Below are 16,793 nucleotides of genomic sequence, written 5' to 3' on the forward strand. Positions count from 1 at the left end.
CGGTGCCGGTACCCGCGTGATGCTCCTATCCGCTGTCAAGTGGTGAGGAGCCAGTGGCGGTAGGCGGTGGCGAGGTCGTCGTTGCGGGTGAGGCCTCGTTCGAGGCGGGAGATGGCGGCTGGCCAGAGGCCGAAGTGGTTCGCGGCGGTGGTGATGGTGATGGTCTTGGACTGGCGCAGGGGCCGTAGGTCGGTGATGTCGGGCAGGGTGATGTGACCGGTCAGGCAGTGGAAGATCTCTCGGGCGATGGCGCGTTTGAGCTTGCGCTGGATGTCCTTGTCGGTCTTGCCGGCCTGGCGTTGCCGGTCGGCGTAGGCCTTGGTGGCGGGTTGGTCCTGCACTCGTCGTAGGGCGATGCGGTGCAGCGCGTTGTTTGCCTGCCGGTCGCCGCCGCGTGAGAGGCGGTAGCGGGTGGTCTTGCCGGACGAGGCGGGCACGGGCGCCGCGCCGCACAGGGCGGCGAAGGATGCCTCGGTGCGTAGCCGTTCCGGGTTGCCTCCCGCGGTGATCAGCAGCTGAGCGGCGGTGATCGGCCCGACGCCGTAGGCGGCACGCAGTGCTGGGTTGGCGGTCGTGACCAGCGGGTCGAGCGCGGCCTCGAGTTCGCGGGCGTCCTTGGTCAGGGCCTGGTGCCTGCGGGCGAGGGTCCGAAACGCTGTCAGGACCGCGCTGGTGACCGGGTCGCAGGCGGTGGGGCGCGTCCTGGCTAGGGCCGTGATCAGGGTGTCCTTGTCCAGGTCGCGATACGTGGCACGGACCGGGTCGGGGGCAGTGATCAGGAGCTGGTGGATCTGGTTCATCGTGGCGGTCGCGGCCTTGATCGCCGACCGGCGGGCGACCAGCAGCGCCCGTATCCCGGCGATCTGCTCGCCCTTGACGGGAGTTGCCGCCCGCCCGGTGGCGACCGCGCGGGCGGCGGCGTAGGCGTCTAGCGGGTCGGACTTGCCCCGACGGCGCCGCTCGGCACGGTCGGGGGTGTTGACCTCGGTCACGACCAGCCCGGCAGCAAGGGCCGCGCGGGCCAGTCCGGTTCCGTAGGAGCTGGTTCCCTCGATCCCGACCGCGCCCACCGCACCGTGCCCGGTCCAGAACTCGACCGCGGCAGCGTACCCGGCAGGAGTCGTGGGTAGCTCCCGATCTGCGACCGGGACCCCGGCCGGGTTCACGACCGCGACGTGGATCGTGTCGGCATGCGTGTCGGCCCCGCCGAACACCACAGTCGAGTCGGCTGACATGATGGACCTGCCTTCTGGTTGGAGGCGCAGGACCGGCCGGGTGGGCAGACAGGACAGTGATCAGGCGCTTCTAGCCAAGCTCCTATGAAGTCATGTCCGCCCGGCCGGGCCCGTCAATGACGGGCCCCGGAAGCCGGGCAGATCACGTAGCAAGACAGTCCACCAGGACGTCAGTCAGTGGCCGAGCCACGACTCCCGAGAGCCGCGAACATCATCACTGTCAGTGGTCACCGCTAACTTGTGGCGCGCGCTGCGATGGCGGCGCGTCCCAGGGGCGAGGTGCGCCCTGGTGACCGACGGCCGGACGAGGGACGAGATGCTGCAGGAACTGGTGGACCGGGTCAAGGGCGGCGACACGACGGTGCGGGTGGTGCGGGACGCGCTCGCGCCGCTGAAGCTGCTGGGCCCCGGCCTGTACGACGACGCCGTCGGGTACGTGCTGGAGGGCACGACACCCGAGGTGCTCACCCGCCTGCGGGCGTCCGCGACGGGCGACGTCGAGGCCCTGCTCGGCTCGCCGGGCCAGCTCTACGAGCGGTGGGTGTCGCCCGACCTGGTCAAGCAGGTGGTGGCGGTGCACAAGGGCTGGAGCGTGCAGTCCGGCACCGCGGCGCGCGGCCGCGTGTACGCGACGGCCGACGTCCCCGTCGTGGCCCGGCTGGGACGCCTGCTCTCGCAGGCGTGCGAGGCCGCCGAGGCGCCCGGCGAGAACGTCGGGGTACCGGAGTGGTTCTACCTCCTGGTGTACGACGGCGCCCGGCGGGGCAGCTCCGGCGGGCACCGGTCCGGCCGGCCGGTCGCCGGTGTCGCCAACCGGTTGACGCCCTCGGTCCTGGAACAGGTCGCCGTCCAGGGCGGGGTGCCAGACGACGCGGCCGTGCGCACCGTGCTCGCGGCGGTCCTGTACCGGGGGACCAGCGAGCGGTCCTGGTACTCGGACCCGCGCGAGTCCCTGGCCAAGCGTCCGGAGTTCGACGAGTACGTGGCCCGGAACGTCGACGCGCTCGCCGCCGTCGTCCCCGTGCTCGGCGCGCACGGCAAGCAGGAGGTGCTGCACCGCATCGGGGCCCGCACGGCCTCCGGCGGCCTCGTCGCGATCGTGGCGACGCTCGCCGTCGACCAGGCGAAGGGCGTACGGATGAGCGCCCTCAACCACCTCGCGGCGCTCGACGACGCCGTGCAGGTCGCGCTGCTGGCGCCGCACCTGGCCAAGGTGCCGACCGGGCGGCTGGGCGAGGTGGTGACGCGGCTCGTCGGCCTGGAGGGCGGCCTCGGCGCGCTGGACGAGGCGCTCGCCGCGATCCGGGACGGGAGCGGGAAGGTAGCGGCCGGGCAGGGCGCGCGAGTGCGGCTCCTGGAACAGACCGTCGAGCGGTCCCGCGCCCTGGAGGACTCCACGACGGGCCCGGCTGCGGACGTCGTCATCGAGATCCCGGGCTACGAGCCGCTGCCCGACCCGGCCGTGGAGCCGGGCTGGGCAGCGGGTGCACGCAAGCGGCTGGACAAGCACATCGCCGCGGCGCGGGAGCAGCTCGAGTCCGCGAGGCACGGCGACAACGCGAACAAGTACTGGGCCCAGCGCGCGCAGCGCCACCTGAAGGACCTCCTCTCGATCACGGACCAGGACCTCGCGGCCGTCCCCGACCTGGTGGCCGGGGCGGTCGCCGTCACGAACCGGACCCGCCGGCAGTACGCGGCCCTCGTCCAGTGGCTGGCCAACGGGCTGCCCGCGGCGTTCGCCGAACCCGGGTTCGTGCTGGCGATCCGGGTCCACGCGCTGCGGGTGTCCGGGCGGCACAACCTCCTGTGGACCCTGCGCGACCACGTCGACGAGGTCACCGACCTGCGCCAGGTGCGTGACGCGCTCGTGCGGGCCGGCGTCCCGGACGCGGACGACCAGATCCGCGACCTGGTGTTCGAGAGCTGGTGGGCCGCCGACCTCGTGTCGCCGTCGGTGAGCTGGCCCTACTTCGCCGAACGGCCGGACGTCCTGGACCGCTACCTCGGACGCGACGAGAAGGCGCGCACGGGGACCGGTGCCGCGCTGAGGATCCTGCGGGAGTTCCCCGCCCTGCCGCCGGCGCTGCTGCCCCAGCTCACGGCGCTCGCCCTCGGCACGGGCAAGACCCACCGCCGCGCCGCGCAGGAGGTCCTGGAGGCGCACACGGGGGCGCGTCCCCTGGCCGAGCACGCGCTCGCGGACGCCAAGGCGGAGGTGCGTGCGTCGGCCGCCGCCTGGCTCGCGCGGATCGGCGATCCCGCCGCGGTGCCCGCGCTGCGCGCCGCCCTGACGAAGGAGCGTCGCGAGGCCGCACGGGCCGCGCTGCTCTCGGCGCTGGAGGCGCTGGGCGACGACATCTCGGCCGACCTCGCCCCCGGGACGCTGCGGGCCGAGGCTGCGAAGGGTCTGGCGGGCAAGCTGCCGGCGAGCCTCGGCTGGTTCCCGTTCGACCAGGTGCCCGACGTCCGGTGGGCCGACGGCGCCGGCGGACAGGGCGACGTCGTGCCGCGGGAGGTGGTGCGCTGGTGGCTGGTCCTGGCCGCGAAGCTGAAGTCGCCCAGCGGCGAGGGGCTGATCGCCCGGTACGTCGGGCTGCTGGACGCCGCCTCCCAGGCCGCGCTCGGCTCGTTCGTGCTGCGTGCCTGGGTTGCCCAGGACACGCGCGGGCCCTCCGTCGAGAGCTCGCGCGCGCACGCCGACCAGTACGCGCAGACCCGGTGGAACGACCTGCAGTCCGCGATCAAGCGGTACCCCGAGTACTACGCCGACCAGGCGGGGCAGACCGTCGAGGACTTCTGGAAGCAGCTCTACCGGGAGCACCAGGCCACCTACCTCGGCTCGGCGACGCAGGAGAAGGGGCTGCTCGCCCTGACCGTCGGGATGCCAGGGGCCGAGCTCGCGACGACTGCTCAGCACTACTTCGCCGCCCACAAGGGCCGACGTGCCCAGGCCGAGTACCTGGTGCGAGCGCTTGCCGCGAACGGGGACCGGGCGGCGGTGCAGCAGCTCCTGGCCGTGTCGCGCCGGTTCAAGCAGCGCAGCGTCCAGGAGATCGCCTCGGAGCTCGCGCAGGGTATCGCCGACCGCAACGGCTGGGACGCGGACCAGCTCGCCGACCGCACCGTCCAGACCGCCGGGTTCGACGACGACGGCATCCTGCGCCTGGACCTGGGCTCGCCCGTGACGCCGGACGACGGCGGCTCCGGCGCCGGGGCCGGGGAGCGGGTGGTCACGGGGCGGATCACCGAGGCGTTCACGCTCGAGCTGCGCAACCCGGCCGGCAAGGTGGTCAAGGCCCTGCCCGCCAAGCGGGCGTCCGACGACGACGAGGTGTACGCCGAGGCCAAGCGGCAGCTCAAGGAGTCGCGCGCCGAGCTGAAGGCGGTGGTGGCGCTCCAGACGCAGCGCTTCGCCGAGGCCATGGTGACGGGCCGTACCTGGAGCGTCGCGGACTGGCGCGAGTTCGTGCTCGGGCACCCGCTGATGTCGCGCCTCGCCGCGCGCCTGGTGTGGGCGGCCGCGCTGCCGGGTGCTTCCGGTCCGGTCACGTTCCGGCCGGGCGACGGCGGCGCGCTCATCGGTGTCGACGACGAGGACGTCACCCTCCCGGACGATGCGGTGGTGTCGCTGGTGCACGCCGCGACCCTCGGGGACGACGACGAGACCGGCGCGCCCGCCTGGCGCGGCCACCTCGCCGACTACGAGATCACGCCGCTCTTCGACCAGGGGCTGGGCGCCGACGGGCAGGACGCTCAGGCGGGCGCGCTGCCGGACCTGCCGGACGACGCGACGGCCATCGAGACCCGCAAGGGCTGGCTCAGCGACTCGTTCACGATCCGCGGCCGCGCCACGAAGCTCGGGTACACGCGGTCGCAGGCCGAGGACGCCGGCTGGTTCAGCGCCTACTGCAAGGAGTACCCGACGCTCGGCCTCACCGTCGACATCGAGTTCACCGGAGCGTTCCTGCCCGAGGAGAACATCACCGCCGCCGTCGAGCGGCTCGTGTTCCGCCGGACCGGCACGTGGGGCGACCGGGGCCGGCTCGCCGTCAAGGACGTGCCGAAGGTGCTGCTCGCCGTGTCCTACCGCGACTACCTGACGGTGGCCGACGGCGGGGTGTTCGACGCCGACTGGGAGAAGAAGAGCCAGTACTGAGACGGCGGCCGGTGCCGGCCGGCGCGGACGCGGCAGGCCGGGTCGGGTCGGCCGGGTCGGCCGACAAGATGACAGCAGGACGATGCGAGGGGGCAAGCGCACGAGATGACGCAGGACACGCAGGACAAGGCGGGCATGAGGCCGCGGACGGCCGAGGCGTTCGCGGAAGCCGGGGCGTTGGCGGCAGCAGAGGCGTTGGAGGCGGCCTACCGCAACGCCCTGGCGCCGCTGAGGCTCCGGGGCGAGGAACTGTTCGAGCGGGCGGTCGGGTTCGTGCGGGACGGCACGACGCCTCAGGTGCCGACGATGCTCCGCGAGGTGCGGACGCGCGACGTCGACCGGCTGATGAACAAGCCGGCAGACCGGCCCTTCGAGATCACGGTGGGCGGCAACCTGGTCCGGCAGGTCGCCGACCTGCACCCGGGCTGGGACGTCGCGGCGGGGGTGGCGGCGCGCCGGACGATCTATGCGATCGCGCCGGTGGCCAGCGTCGTCCGGCTCGGCCAGGTGCTCGCCGCGGTGGTGAGCGAGCAGGTGGCGCCCGAGGACGCGCCCCAGTGGCTCTGCCTGCTGATGTACGACGGGCTGGCCCCGTGGGACGCCGACGAGCGCTGGACCTCCGAGCTCCTGGTCGAGGCCGCGCGCGAGGGCGGTGTACCCGACGGCGAGGCCACGCCGCTGGTGCTACGCATCCTGCTGGAGCAGGCGACCTCAGGGACCGATACCCTGCGCGCGGCGCTCACGGCGCACGCGGACGTGCTGCACCAGGTGCTGGGATCCCTCAGCGCCTGGGGAGCGAGGACACTCGTGGAGCGGGCGGGGCGCGACGTGCCAGGGCACGGTGAGCTGGTCGCGACGTACGTCGCCGACGCCCGGGAGCGGGTGCGGACCGCTGCACGTGACCACCTGGCGAGCCTGGACGGCGCCGAGGAGCTACGCCTGCTCGCCCCGTACCTGATCACCGCCCCGCCCGACCGGGTCGGCGGGCTCATCGCGCGGGCCGCACTGCTCCCGGGTGGGCTGGACGCGGTCCGCGAGGCGCTCGCGGTGGTCGACGGCGTCCGGGGCCAGGCGGTTCGCACGCGGCTGCTGCGCCAGACGCTGGAGCGCGCCGAGGCGCTCCTGGCCGAGGACCTCGCCGTGGACGCGGAGGTCCCGCGGTTCGTGTCGGGGCCGGAGACCCCGATCGGTGACGACTTTGTCGCGGCTGCCCGTACGCTCCTGGACGACCAGGTGCGGAGGGCCGCCGAGCGGGCGCGCACGGCCACGGTCGACCACGAGGCCCGCGAGGCGGACAGGGGCCTGGCGTACCTCGGCGGGATCACGGATGCGGAGCTGTGGGCCGCCGTCCGGCTGATGAACGACGACGGGTACCGCGCCGGGACACGGGCGGACGGCAAGGACGGGCGGCCGGCCGACGACGTCGCGAGCTGGCTCGTCCGGAACGTCGTGCGGCTGCCGTCGACGCCGCTCGTGTCCCGGGTACGGCTGGTGCTCGCCTACCTCGGCCGGCGGCAGGTGACCTGGTGGCTGGACACCGTGGCGCCGGAGCTCGGCGACCTGAGGTCCCTGGAACAGGCGCTCGACCGGTGCGGGGTCGCCGATACCCAGCAGGTGATCGAGGAGCTCGTCTTCGAGCGGAACGATGAGTCCGGCTGGCCGGCGGCGTCCGACATCTGGCCGTACTTCGCCGAACATCCCGACCTGCTCGTGTCCCGCCTCACCCCTGCCGACGACGACACCACCTGGGACTTCGCCTTCGGCCGCACGCTGGAGATCCTGCGGGAGTTCCCGGTGGCTCCGACCGCCGTCCTGCCGCGCCTGGGGGAGCTCGCCCTGGGTGGGGGAAAGGTGCACCGGGCGGCCGCGCAGGAGATCCTGGCGTCCCACCCGGGTGCGCGACGTCTCGCCGAGCAGGGCCTGGCCGAGAAGAAGGCCGAGATCCGGGCGTCGGCCGCTGCCTGGCTCGCGCGGATCGGCGACCCGGCGGCGGTGCCGGCGCTGCGCGCCCTGTTGACGAAGGAGCGCAAGGAGGCCGTGCGGGCGGCGCTGCTGTCGGCGCTGGAGGCGCTGGGCGACGACATCTCGGCCGACATCGCGCCCGAGGTGCTGCTCGCCGAGGCCACCAAGGGCCTGGCAGGGCAGGTTCCGCATGACCTGGAGCGCTGGTTCCCGTTCGGGCAGTTGCCCGAGGCGCGCTGGGCCGACGCCGTCGCCGGCCATGACGGCGCCGTCGTGCCGCCGGACTTGCTGCGCTGGTGGGTGGTCCTGGCCACGAAGCTGAAGGACCCCAGCGGCGAGGGCCTGTTCGCCCGGTACCTCTCGATGCTGGAGCCCGGGTCCCGCGGAAGGCTCGGGTCGTTCGTGCTGAGCGCGTGGGTCGCACAGGACACGGTCCACCCCACGGTCGAGGAGTCGAGGGCGCATGCGGATGCCAGCGCGCAGGGCCGGTACGACACCTACCAACGCATGGCGCAGCAGTATCCGGGGTACTACACGTCGCTGGCCGAGCTGTCGGTCGAGGAGCACCACGCCGCGCTGTACCGGGAGCACCAGGCGCAGTACCTCACCTCGGCGGTGCGGGAGAAGGGGCTGCTGGCGCTGACGGTCGGGATGCCCGGTAGTGACCTGGCCACCGCCGCGCAGCACTACTTCCGCACCAACAAGGGTCGCCGCGCGCAGGCCGAGGCCCTCGTGCGGGCGCTCGCCGCCAACGGGGAGCACCCGGCGGTGCAGTTCCTGCTGTCGGTGTCGCGCCGGTTCAGGCAGCGCAGCGTCCAGGACGTGGCCACCGGGCTCGCCCAGGACCTGGCCGACCGACGAGGCTGGTCCCCGGACCAGCTCGCGGACCGCACGGTGCAGACCGCCGGGTTCGACGACGACGGGATCCTGCGTCTCGACCTCGGGCTGTCGCCAGAAGAGGGCCGCGTGTTCACGGGCCGGATCACCGAGACGTTCACCCTGGAACTGCGTGATCCGGCCGGCAAGGTGGTCAAGGCGCTGCCCGCCAGGCGTCCCTCGGACGGCGATGCCTACGCCGAGGCGAAGAAGCAGCTCACGGCGAGCCGCAAGGAGCTCAAGACAGTGATCGCGCTGCAGACGCAGCGGTTCGCCGAGGCCATGTGTTCCGGCCGCACCTGGGACATCGGTGAGTGGCGCGAGTTCGTGCTGGGGCACCCCTTGATGTCGCGGCTCGCGGCACGCCTGATCTGGGTCGCCACGCTGCCTGACGGCGGTCGGGTCGCCTTCCGGCCCGGCGACGGCGGCGCGCTGATCGGCGCCGACGACGGCGACATCGTGCTGCCGGAGGAGGCGCAGGTGGCGGTCGCCCACGCCGTCCTGCTGTCAGACCCGGGGGCCTGGCAGGGACACCTGACCGACTACGACGTCACCTCGCTGTTCGACCAGGGACTCGGCCCGGACGCCGTCGAGCTGCCCGAGCTCGTGGCGGGCGCCACCGAGCTCGCGGACCGCAAGGGGTGGCTGTCCGACTCGTTCTCGATCCGCGGGCGGGCGACCCAGCGCGGGTACAGCCGCACCCAGTCTCGGGACAGCGGCTGGTTCGACGCCTACGTGAAGGAGTACCCGGGCCTCGGCGTCACCGCAGAGATCGGGTTCACGGGTGCGACCCTGCCGGAGGAGAACCTTCCGGCCGCGGTGACAGGGCTGAGTTTTCGTCGCGCCGGGCGGCCCGGCCGGGTTCCGGTCGCCGACCTGCCCGCGGTGCTGGTGGCGGTGTCCTACCAGGACTACGTCGCCGTGGCCGCGGCGGGGCAGTTCGACCCGGAGTGGGAGAGGCGGAGCCGGTACTGAGGGTGGGTACGGCGAGCGTCGCGATGCACCGCGACACCGCCGACCGGGGCCGGCACGAACAGCTCGGCTTCCACGACGGCTGGGGCACGGTCGTCCGGCAGCTCGCCGAGCTCGTCGAGTCCCGGGCGTAGGAGACGGGGGACGAGAGCGTCCTGTCGGGTTGTCAGTGGCTCCCGCTACCTTGATCGCACGCTGACCGGAGCGGCCGTGCCTCGCACGGCCCGGTACTCCGCCGTCCGCGCTGCCATCGCTCGGAACGCCATCACTTGCACCGAAGGACGTCATGACGACCACGGACACCATCACCACGGCAGGTACCGATCCCCGTGCCGAGATCCGGCCGCCCGCCGAGGTTCGCTACGCCGCCGAGCTGGCGACGCTCGACGCCTGGGACATCGAGCGCGGGCACGAGCGCCCGCCGGGCTGGCGGCTGAGCCCGCGGGCGGTGCGGGCCTTCGTCGTCGGTTCCGAGGAGCTCGGGGTGAGCCGCAAGTTCTACGGTGACGACCCGCTCGTGGACCGCGCCGTCGTCTCCCTGATGGGACGTCAGGGCCTGATGCTCGTGGGCGAGCCCGGCACGGCCAAGTCGATGCTGTCGGAGCTGCTGGCGGCGGCGGTGTCGGGCACGTCGACCCTCACCGTGCAGGGCACCGCGGGGACCACCGAGGACCACGTGCGGTACTCGTGGAACTACGCGCTCCTGGTGTCGGAGGGGCCGAGCGAGCGGTCGCTCGTGCCGTCGCCGATCTGCACGGGCATGCGCGAGGGCCGGGTCGTGCGCTTCGAGGAGATCACGCGCTGCGCGCCGGAGATCCAGGACACGCTCGTGTCGATCCTCTCGGAGAAGCAGCTCATGGTCCCGGAGCTCGGCCCGGACGCCCGGGTGGCGGCCCGGCCGGGCTTCACCGTGATCGCGACGGCGAACCTGAAGGACCGCGGCGTGCACGAGATGTCGGCGGCCCTCAAGCGCCGGTTCAGCTTCGAGACCGTGGCGCCCGTGCGCGACCGCGCGTTCGAGATCGAGCTGGTGCAGCGCCAGCTCGAGGCCGAGCTCGGCCCGGGGGCCGGCGCGTCCGGCGACCGGCCCGACGTGCCACGTGACGTGCTGGAGGTGCTGGTCACCGTGTTCCAGGACCTGCGCACCGGCAGCACGCGCGAGGGCGCGCCTGTGAAGCGGCCGGAGACGGTCATGTCGACGGCCGAGGCCGTCAACGTCGCGGTCGCCGCGTCCCTGGAGGCCCGCTACCTGGGTGACGGCACGGTGACCGCGGCCGAGGTGGCGCGGCAGATCGCCGGCGTCGCGCTCAAGGGCGAGGAGGAGGACGCACGGCGGCTGCGGCACTACGTAGACAACGTGGTGCGCGAGCGCGCCCGGAATGATGCGCGCTGGAAGGCGTTCTTCACGGCGGCGGAGCCGCTGTGGCGGTGAGCCGTGCGCGGGCGGAGGCGACGGGTGATGGCGTGGCGGTGGCCGGTGCGCTGGGCGAGGCGGTCGGTGACGGTGTGGCAGTGAACGGCGCGCCGACGGCGGTCGGGGCCGGTGCGGCGGCGAGCAGCGGAGTCCGGAGCCGGCGTGCGCGTGCCGTCTGGGAGCTGGCACCCGCCCGCCTGCGCGCGGCCGCGGACGCCGTCGGCCGGCTGCGTGCCGAGCGTGGGATCCACTTCGCACCGGTGCGGCACCACAGTCCCGCGTGTGCGGTGGCGGTGCGCGCGGCGATCGAGGAACTGCGTCCGTCCGCCGTCCTCATCGAAGGGCCGGAGGAGTTCACCCGGCTCATCCCCGACCTGCTGCACGAGGAGACCCGCCCGCCGGTCGCTGTGCTCAGCCTCGGCGGTTCTGGCACTGGCGCTCGCGCCAGTGAGGGCACGGACGGCGAGGGCGCGGGGTTCTATCCCCTCGCGTCCTTCTCCCCGGAGTGGGTGGCGCTGCGCGCGGGGCACGACGTCGGCGCGGAGCTCGCGTTCGTGGACCGGCCGTTCGGTGAGCGGTCGGCGGCGGAGCGTGCGCTGGCGGGGCCTGGGCGGTCCGAGTCCGGGCCGGGCGAGGCCGACCTGTCCGGTACCGGGCTGCTTGGAGCGGAGCCGCTCGGACCGGCTGGTTCCAGCCCGGGCGGCACCGCGCGGCCCGACCCGTTCGCGCGGACCCTCATGTCCGAGCGGTACCTGGCGCACTCCGAAGCGGTCGCCGCGCTCGCGCGGCGGCTCGGCTGCCGCGACCACGACGAGGTCTGGGACCACCTCTTCGAGGCACGGGGGAGCGCTGAGCTGGCCGACTGGCGCACCGTGTTCGACGACGTCTTCGCCTGGGCGGCGCTCGCCCGCCTCGACTACGAGGAGAGCGTCCTCGCCGGGGAGGGCTCGCTGGACCGGGAGGCGCGGATGGCGGCCCGGATCGCCGAGGCCGTCGACCGGCTCGACGGCGGCCCGGTGCTCGTGGTGACCGGGGCGTTCCACACGCTCGCCCTGGTGGAGGCGTTGTCGGGCGCGCCGGAGGGCGCGGTGGTCCGCGACCGGCAGCCCGCCGGCGGTTTCGGCCCGACGGCACAGGGCGAGGCCTGGCTGGTGCGCTACGACCACGAGCGGCTCGACGCGCTGCTCGGGTACGGCGCGGGCATGCCGTCGCCGGGCTACTACGAGCGGCTGCACGCGGCCCACCTGCGAGAGCTGAAGTCCGACGAGCCGGAGCCCACCGGCCCTGTCGGGGCACGCGCCCTCGCCGCGGAGATCCTGGTCGACGTCGCGCGCGGCGCGGCCGACCGGGGCCACGCGGTGAGCCTGCCGCAGGTGAGCGCGGCGGCCACGGCGGCGGCCCGGCTCGCCGACCTGCGCGAGCGCCCCTTCGCGGGGCGCACGGACCTGCTGGACGCGGTGCGTTCGTGCTACGTGCAGGACGACGGCGGCGTCGGCGGGCCGGGCGAGCCCGAACGGCCGCTCGGGCTGGCCGTCGCCGAGGTGTTCGGCGGCCGGTCGCTCGGGGACGTGCCGCCGGGCAGCGCCTCGCCGCCGCTCGTGCGGGATGTCCGGGAGCGGGTACGGGCGGTGCGGCTCGTCGTCGACGACTCGGTGCCGCGTACGGCCCGGCTGGACGCGCGGCGGACGGCGTCCCACCGGGCGAAGCGGCAGGTGCTGGCGCTGCTGGACTTCGTGGGGGCGGGCTTCGGGCAGCTCGTCTCGGGTCCGGACCACGTGGCGGGCCGCGGGCTCGGGCTGATCACGGAGGAGTGGCAGTACTGCTGGACGCCGCTCGTCGAGGCGCGGCTGGTGGAGATGGTCCACCTCGGGGCGACGCTGGAGGCGGTGGCGGTCGCGCGGCTGCACGAGGCGGAGCGCCGGCTGGCGGGTACCGGCACCGGTGCTGCGGCGGCCGGCGCTGGCTCAGGTCCCGCTCCCGCGGCCGGGACCGGTGCCGGACCGGCCGCCGCCCCTGCATCGGTCGACGCCCTGGCCCGGCTCGTGGCGCAGGCCCTGGTGATCGGGCTGGGTTCCCACCTGCCCCGGATCGTCTCCCTCCTGCGCACCACCCTGGACACCGACCGCGACCTGAACTCCGTGGTGTCCGGCGCCCGGCGCCTGCTCGGGCTGTGGAACGCGCGGGTCGAGCTCGGCGCCGAGGAGCACGCGGGCGAGCTGCTCGACCTGGTGAGCCAGTCGCTCGCCACGGCCGCGTACCTGGTCGGCGACCTGGGCAAGGTGCGAGCCGAGGACGAGGACGCGGCGATCGGCACGCTCGTGGACCTGCGCTCGCTGCTGCGCGATGCGGCAGCGGCGGCTGACAGTGCCTCGGTTGCTGTCGGGTCAGCCGGCGCCGACGCGGCCAACCGCACCGCCGTCGCGCGCGAGCTCGCGCGCCTCCGGGAGGAGCAAGGTACGGCGCCCGCCGTGGCGGGTGCCCTCCTCGCCCTGGGTTTCACCGACGGCGAGGTGCCCGACGACGTCCTGGTCACCCGGGTGCGCGGCGCCCTGACCGCGGGCGCGGACCCGGGCACGGCGGTGCGGTTCCTGGGCGGCGTGATGCGCGCGGCGCCCGACCTGATCCTGCACACACCGGAGATGTTCGACGCCGTCGACGAGGCCCTGCGCGCGCTGGAGGCCGACGCGTTCCTGGCGGTCCTGCCGGACCTGCGGCGCGCCTTCACCTGGTTGCGCCCCACCGAGACCCACCGGCTGGCGCGGCGGGTCGCGGAGCGGACCGGGGCGCGGGTCGAGCAGGTGGACGTCCGGGTAGCGCTCTCGGAGGAGGATCTCGCGGCGGGGCTTGCCCTGGACCACGAGCTGGCCGCGGTGCTGGAACGGGACGGGCTGGCCCACTGGGGCGGCGGAGCAGACCTGACAGGAGGACAAGCATGACCACGGTCGACCCGGCGCCGTCCGATTCCGCGCCGCCCGGGCGTGCGCCGTCGGTCTCGGACGAGGAAGCCGCCCGGCGCTGGCGGCTGGTGCTGGGCCGGTACGCGGCCGACCAGCTTGCCGTGGGGCAGCAGGACCAGGGCCTGGAGCGGTCCCTGCGGTACCTGTACGACCGCGAGTACACGGCGCGCGGGCATCGGATGGGCCAGGGCTCCGGCGGAGCGGAGGGTAGGTCGCGGGCGGGCGGCCTTGAAGGGTCCCAGCCGCACGGTGTCGACGTGACGGCGCTCGGCTGGCTCAACGAGGCGGGCAGCCTGTTCCCACGCGAGACGTTCGAGCGCATGCAGGTCGACGCGGTGAGCCGGTACGGGCTCACCGAGCTGCTGCAGGACGAGACCGCGCTCGAGACCCTCGAACCCTCGCGCGAGCTCGCCGTCGCGATGCTGCAGGTGCGGGGCGCGCTGAACGAGCGAGCGGCGGCGGGCCTGCGGCGGGTCATCCAGCGCGTCGTCGAGGACATCGTGCAGCGGCTGCGGCCCCGGTTCGCGACCGCCGTCAACGGCAGGATCGACCGGTCACGCCGGTCGATGCACCGGGTGGCGCGCAACTTCGACTGGAAGCGCACGCTGCGCGCCAACCTCGGCCACCTCGACGCCGAGGGCCGGATGACGGTCCAGGACGTCCGCTTCTCCGCCCGGGCGCGGCGGACCGTGACCTGGGACGTCGTCCTGCTGGTCGACCAGTCCGGGTCGATGGCGTCGTCGCTGCTGTACTCCGCGGTGTGCGCGGGCATCCTCTCGGGCCTGCCGGGCGTCAACGTGCAGCTCTACCTGTTCGACACGTCGGTCGTGGACATGACCCACGTGGCCGACGATCCGGTCACCGTGCTCATGACAGCGCAGCTCGGCGGCGGCACCGACATCGCGCGGGCCGTGCGGCACGCCGAGCAGCAGGTGCGCAACCCGTCGCGGACCGTGGTGGCGCTCGTCAGCGACTTCTACGAGGGCGGATCGGTGTCCAGCCTGCTGGCGACGGTGCGCCGGATGGCTTCGTCCGGTGTCACCATGCTCGGGCTGGCCGCCCTGGACGAGGCGGCGGAGCCCGTCTACGACCAGGGCACGGCGCGCCACCTCGCCGAGTGCGGCATGGAGGTCGCCGCGCTGACGCCGGAACGGTTCGCCGAGTGGCTGGGCGAGGTGCTCTCATGAGCGACGAAGCCGTTGAGGCCGGCGAGGCGGCGACCGGCCGGACGGTTCTCGCCTGGGCCGCCCCGTACGCGGGCCTGGACGACGATGCCCTCAAGGCCCTCGGCAACCCCGGCCTGCTGCGCCGCGCCCGCAAGGACCACGCCCGCGAGGGCGCGGTGACGGAGGTGTCCCTGGACGCCCAGGGTGCGGTGCTCGACGTGTCCGGGGCGACGGTGCGGGTGGACGGCCGCGGCCCGGCGGCCGTCTCGTGCGACTGTCCGACGGCGGGGGTGTGCCAGCACGTCCTGACCGCCTGCCTGTGGGCGATCGAGCGCGCGCCCGACGCGCCGCCGCCGGGCGCCGTGGTGGCGCAGGCGGTGCCCCGAGCCGGGGCGGGATCGGCCGGGGGCAAGGCCGGTAACCCGAGCAAGGCTGGCGGCGCAGGCGCAACCGAAGGCGGGGCCGCGGCCTATGGTGCCGCACCCGATGGCGCCGCCGGAGAACCCCGGGCGGCCGGGACCCTCCGGACGCCGGCGTCGCGTGGCACGTCCCCGGTGACACTGCGGCGCCGCCGGGAGGCGCTCGCCGAGGTGCGTGATGTCGTGGGGCGGCTCATGTCGGGCGGCCTGTCCCACCTCGGCCCCGACGATGCCGAGTCCCTGACGGCGCTGGCCGGCCGGGTACGGCTGGCCGGTTTCGAGCGCGTCGCGTTCGAGCAGGTCGGCCGCGTGCGGCTCGACGGGCTCCTGCGCGTGACCAGTGGCCTCGTCACGGGCCTCGCCGGACGGGACGACGCCGTCACGGAGTCCGACCTGCTGGACGCGTTCGCGGAGGTCTGGGCGCTCTCCGAGGTGCTGCAGCGCGCCTTGGACGCGGACGGGACGGCCGACGCCGCGCACGGCCTGGCACCGACGCCGGGTGCGAGTACCGGTGCCAGGGACGGTGCAGCCAAGGGGAGCGGCACGGCGTCCGGCGGTGGAACCGGCAAGAACGCGGCGGACGAGGACGAGGTGGATCTCGTCCGGTGGGTGCCGCTCGGCGCCCGGTGGTGGACCTCGCAGAGCGGGTCGCGCGGGCTGGCCTACCTGGGCTGGGACGCGGAGGCCGACGGCGGCTCCGCGTCCGGACCCGGCCGGGTGCGGCAGGTCGTGACGGGACGCCCGTCGGGTACCGACCCCCGCTTCCAGCGGAGCTGGACCAGCCCGCTACTCTGGGGCAGGTCGTTGAGCAACCTGTGCGAGGGCCCGTTCTCGCTCACGTCGGTCCGGATCAAGTCCGACGGCGCCCTGGGCGCGGGTGGGAGCCCCATGGTCGGGCGGTTGGACGGCGACGGTTTCGACCTCGACGAGCTCCGTCTGATCGCCGAGCGCACCGGCGCAGGGGTAGCCCCGCGCGACGTGGTCGGCTTCGGGCGGCGTCCGGCGAACGTCCGGCTGGTGCTGGTCCGTGAGGTCGGTGACGTCGGGATCGACGAGGTGCGGCAGGAGCTGACGCTCGCCGTCGTCACGTCGGACGGCGAGACGCGCGTGCTGCGCTTGCCGGTGGCGGGGGAGCAGGCGGTCGAGACGCTGCTGTCGGTCAGGTCGAAGCTCGTCGCGGTGACGATCGAGCGCCGGGAGGACCGGGACGAGCCGGTCGGCCTGTTCGTGCGGGACAAGGGCGCGATCAGGCTGGTGAGCCCCACGATCACACCGGCGTGGACGCTCGAGAGCAGCTACTGGGACTTCTGGCGGAAGCGGATGCGCAAGCTCAAGGCGCAGGCGTCGTCGGCGAAGACGGTTCGGCCGGCCGCCGCACCGCCGTCGCCGGTGCGCCGGGTGACGCTGCTGCTGGGCGACGTCCTGGTCGCCGCGGCGGCGACCGGGCGGCCGGCGCTCACGACGCGGCAGCGGTCCGACGTCGAGCAGGCGCGCGCCCTGGCGCGTGATCTCGGGCTCGCGACGCTGGAGCGGACGGCCGGCGGCCTGCTGGCCGGCGACCTGACCCCGCCGACGGTGCTGCACGCGGCCTTCGTGGTGGGCCGGGCCCGAGCGGTGGCGGACGTGGCCGGCTGAC

General features: G+C 74.3%; 7 protein-coding genes. 6 read left to right on the top strand and 1 reads right to left on the bottom strand.

All coding sequences use genetic code 11. From position 1 onward, the window contains the following. Positions 1-35 precede the first annotated feature (35 nt). Positions 36-1,235, bottom strand: coding sequence for an IS110 family RNA-guided transposase (locus tag AC0QU1_RS07910; RefSeq protein ID WP_483572058.1), 1,200 nt, complete (start codon positions 1,233-1,235; stop codon positions 36-38). Between the two features lie 289 nt (positions 1,236-1,524). Between AC0QU1_RS07910 and AC0QU1_RS07915 the strand changes: the two genes are divergently transcribed. The 6 genes from AC0QU1_RS07915 (at position 1,525) to AC0QU1_RS07940 (ending at position 16,792) form a co-directional block, all read left to right on the top strand. After that, the gene (locus AC0QU1_RS07915; RefSeq protein WP_483575729.1) at positions 1,525-5,391 is read left to right on the top strand and encodes a DUF4132 domain-containing protein; all 3,867 of its coding nucleotides are present in this window, start codon (positions 1,525-1,527) and stop codon (positions 5,389-5,391) included. A gap of 105 nt (positions 5,392-5,496) precedes the next feature. After that, complete coding sequence (locus AC0QU1_RS07920; protein ID WP_483575731.1) at positions 5,497-9,204, top strand: DUF4132 domain-containing protein; 3,708 nt, start codon at positions 5,497-5,499, stop codon at positions 9,202-9,204. Positions 9,205-9,487: 283 nt separating this feature from the next. Then, positions 9,488-10,633 carry an ATP-binding protein gene (locus AC0QU1_RS07925; protein ID WP_483575733.1) on the top strand — a complete coding sequence of 382 codons (1,146 nt, stop codon included), beginning with the start codon at positions 9,488-9,490 and terminating at the stop codon, positions 10,631-10,633. Next, on the top strand, positions 10,624-13,551 hold the full coding sequence (locus tag AC0QU1_RS07930; protein WP_483575735.1) for a DUF5682 family protein: 2,928 nt from the start codon (positions 10,624-10,626) through the stop codon (positions 13,549-13,551). Before AC0QU1_RS07925 ends, AC0QU1_RS07930 begins: the two co-directional genes overlap by 10 nt. Beyond that, positions 13,548-14,759 (top strand): VWA domain-containing protein, encoded by a 1,212-nt coding sequence (locus AC0QU1_RS07935; protein ID WP_483575736.1) that lies wholly within the window; start codon positions 13,548-13,550, stop codon positions 14,757-14,759. Before AC0QU1_RS07930 ends, AC0QU1_RS07935 begins: the two co-directional genes overlap by 4 nt. Continuing rightward, on the top strand, positions 14,756-16,792 hold the full coding sequence (locus AC0QU1_RS07940) for a hypothetical protein (RefSeq protein ID WP_483575738.1): 2,037 nt from the start codon (positions 14,756-14,758) through the stop codon (positions 16,790-16,792). Before AC0QU1_RS07935 ends, AC0QU1_RS07940 begins: the two co-directional genes overlap by 4 nt. The last annotated feature ends 1 nt before the right edge of the window (position 16,793 follow it).

The organism is Promicromonospora noduliphila, assembly GCF_056951025.1.

Excerpts from the sequence above, each read along its gene's own strand:
- AC0QU1_RS07940 (WP_483575738.1), top strand. The coding sequence starts at position 14,756 with ATGAGCGACGAAGCCGTTGAGGCCGGCGAGGCGGCGACCGGCCGGACG.
- AC0QU1_RS07920 (WP_483575731.1), top strand. The coding sequence starts at position 5,497 with ATGACGCAGGACACGCAGGACAAGGCGGGCATGAGGCCGCGGACGGCC.
- AC0QU1_RS07910 (WP_483572058.1), bottom strand. The coding sequence starts at position 1,235 with ATGTCAGCCGACTCGACTGTGGTGTTCGGCGGGGCCGACACGCATGCC.
- AC0QU1_RS07925 (WP_483575733.1), top strand. The coding sequence starts at position 9,488 with ATGACGACCACGGACACCATCACCACGGCAGGTACCGATCCCCGTGCC.
- AC0QU1_RS07935 (WP_483575736.1), top strand. The coding sequence starts at position 13,548 with ATGACCACGGTCGACCCGGCGCCGTCCGATTCCGCGCCGCCCGGGCGT.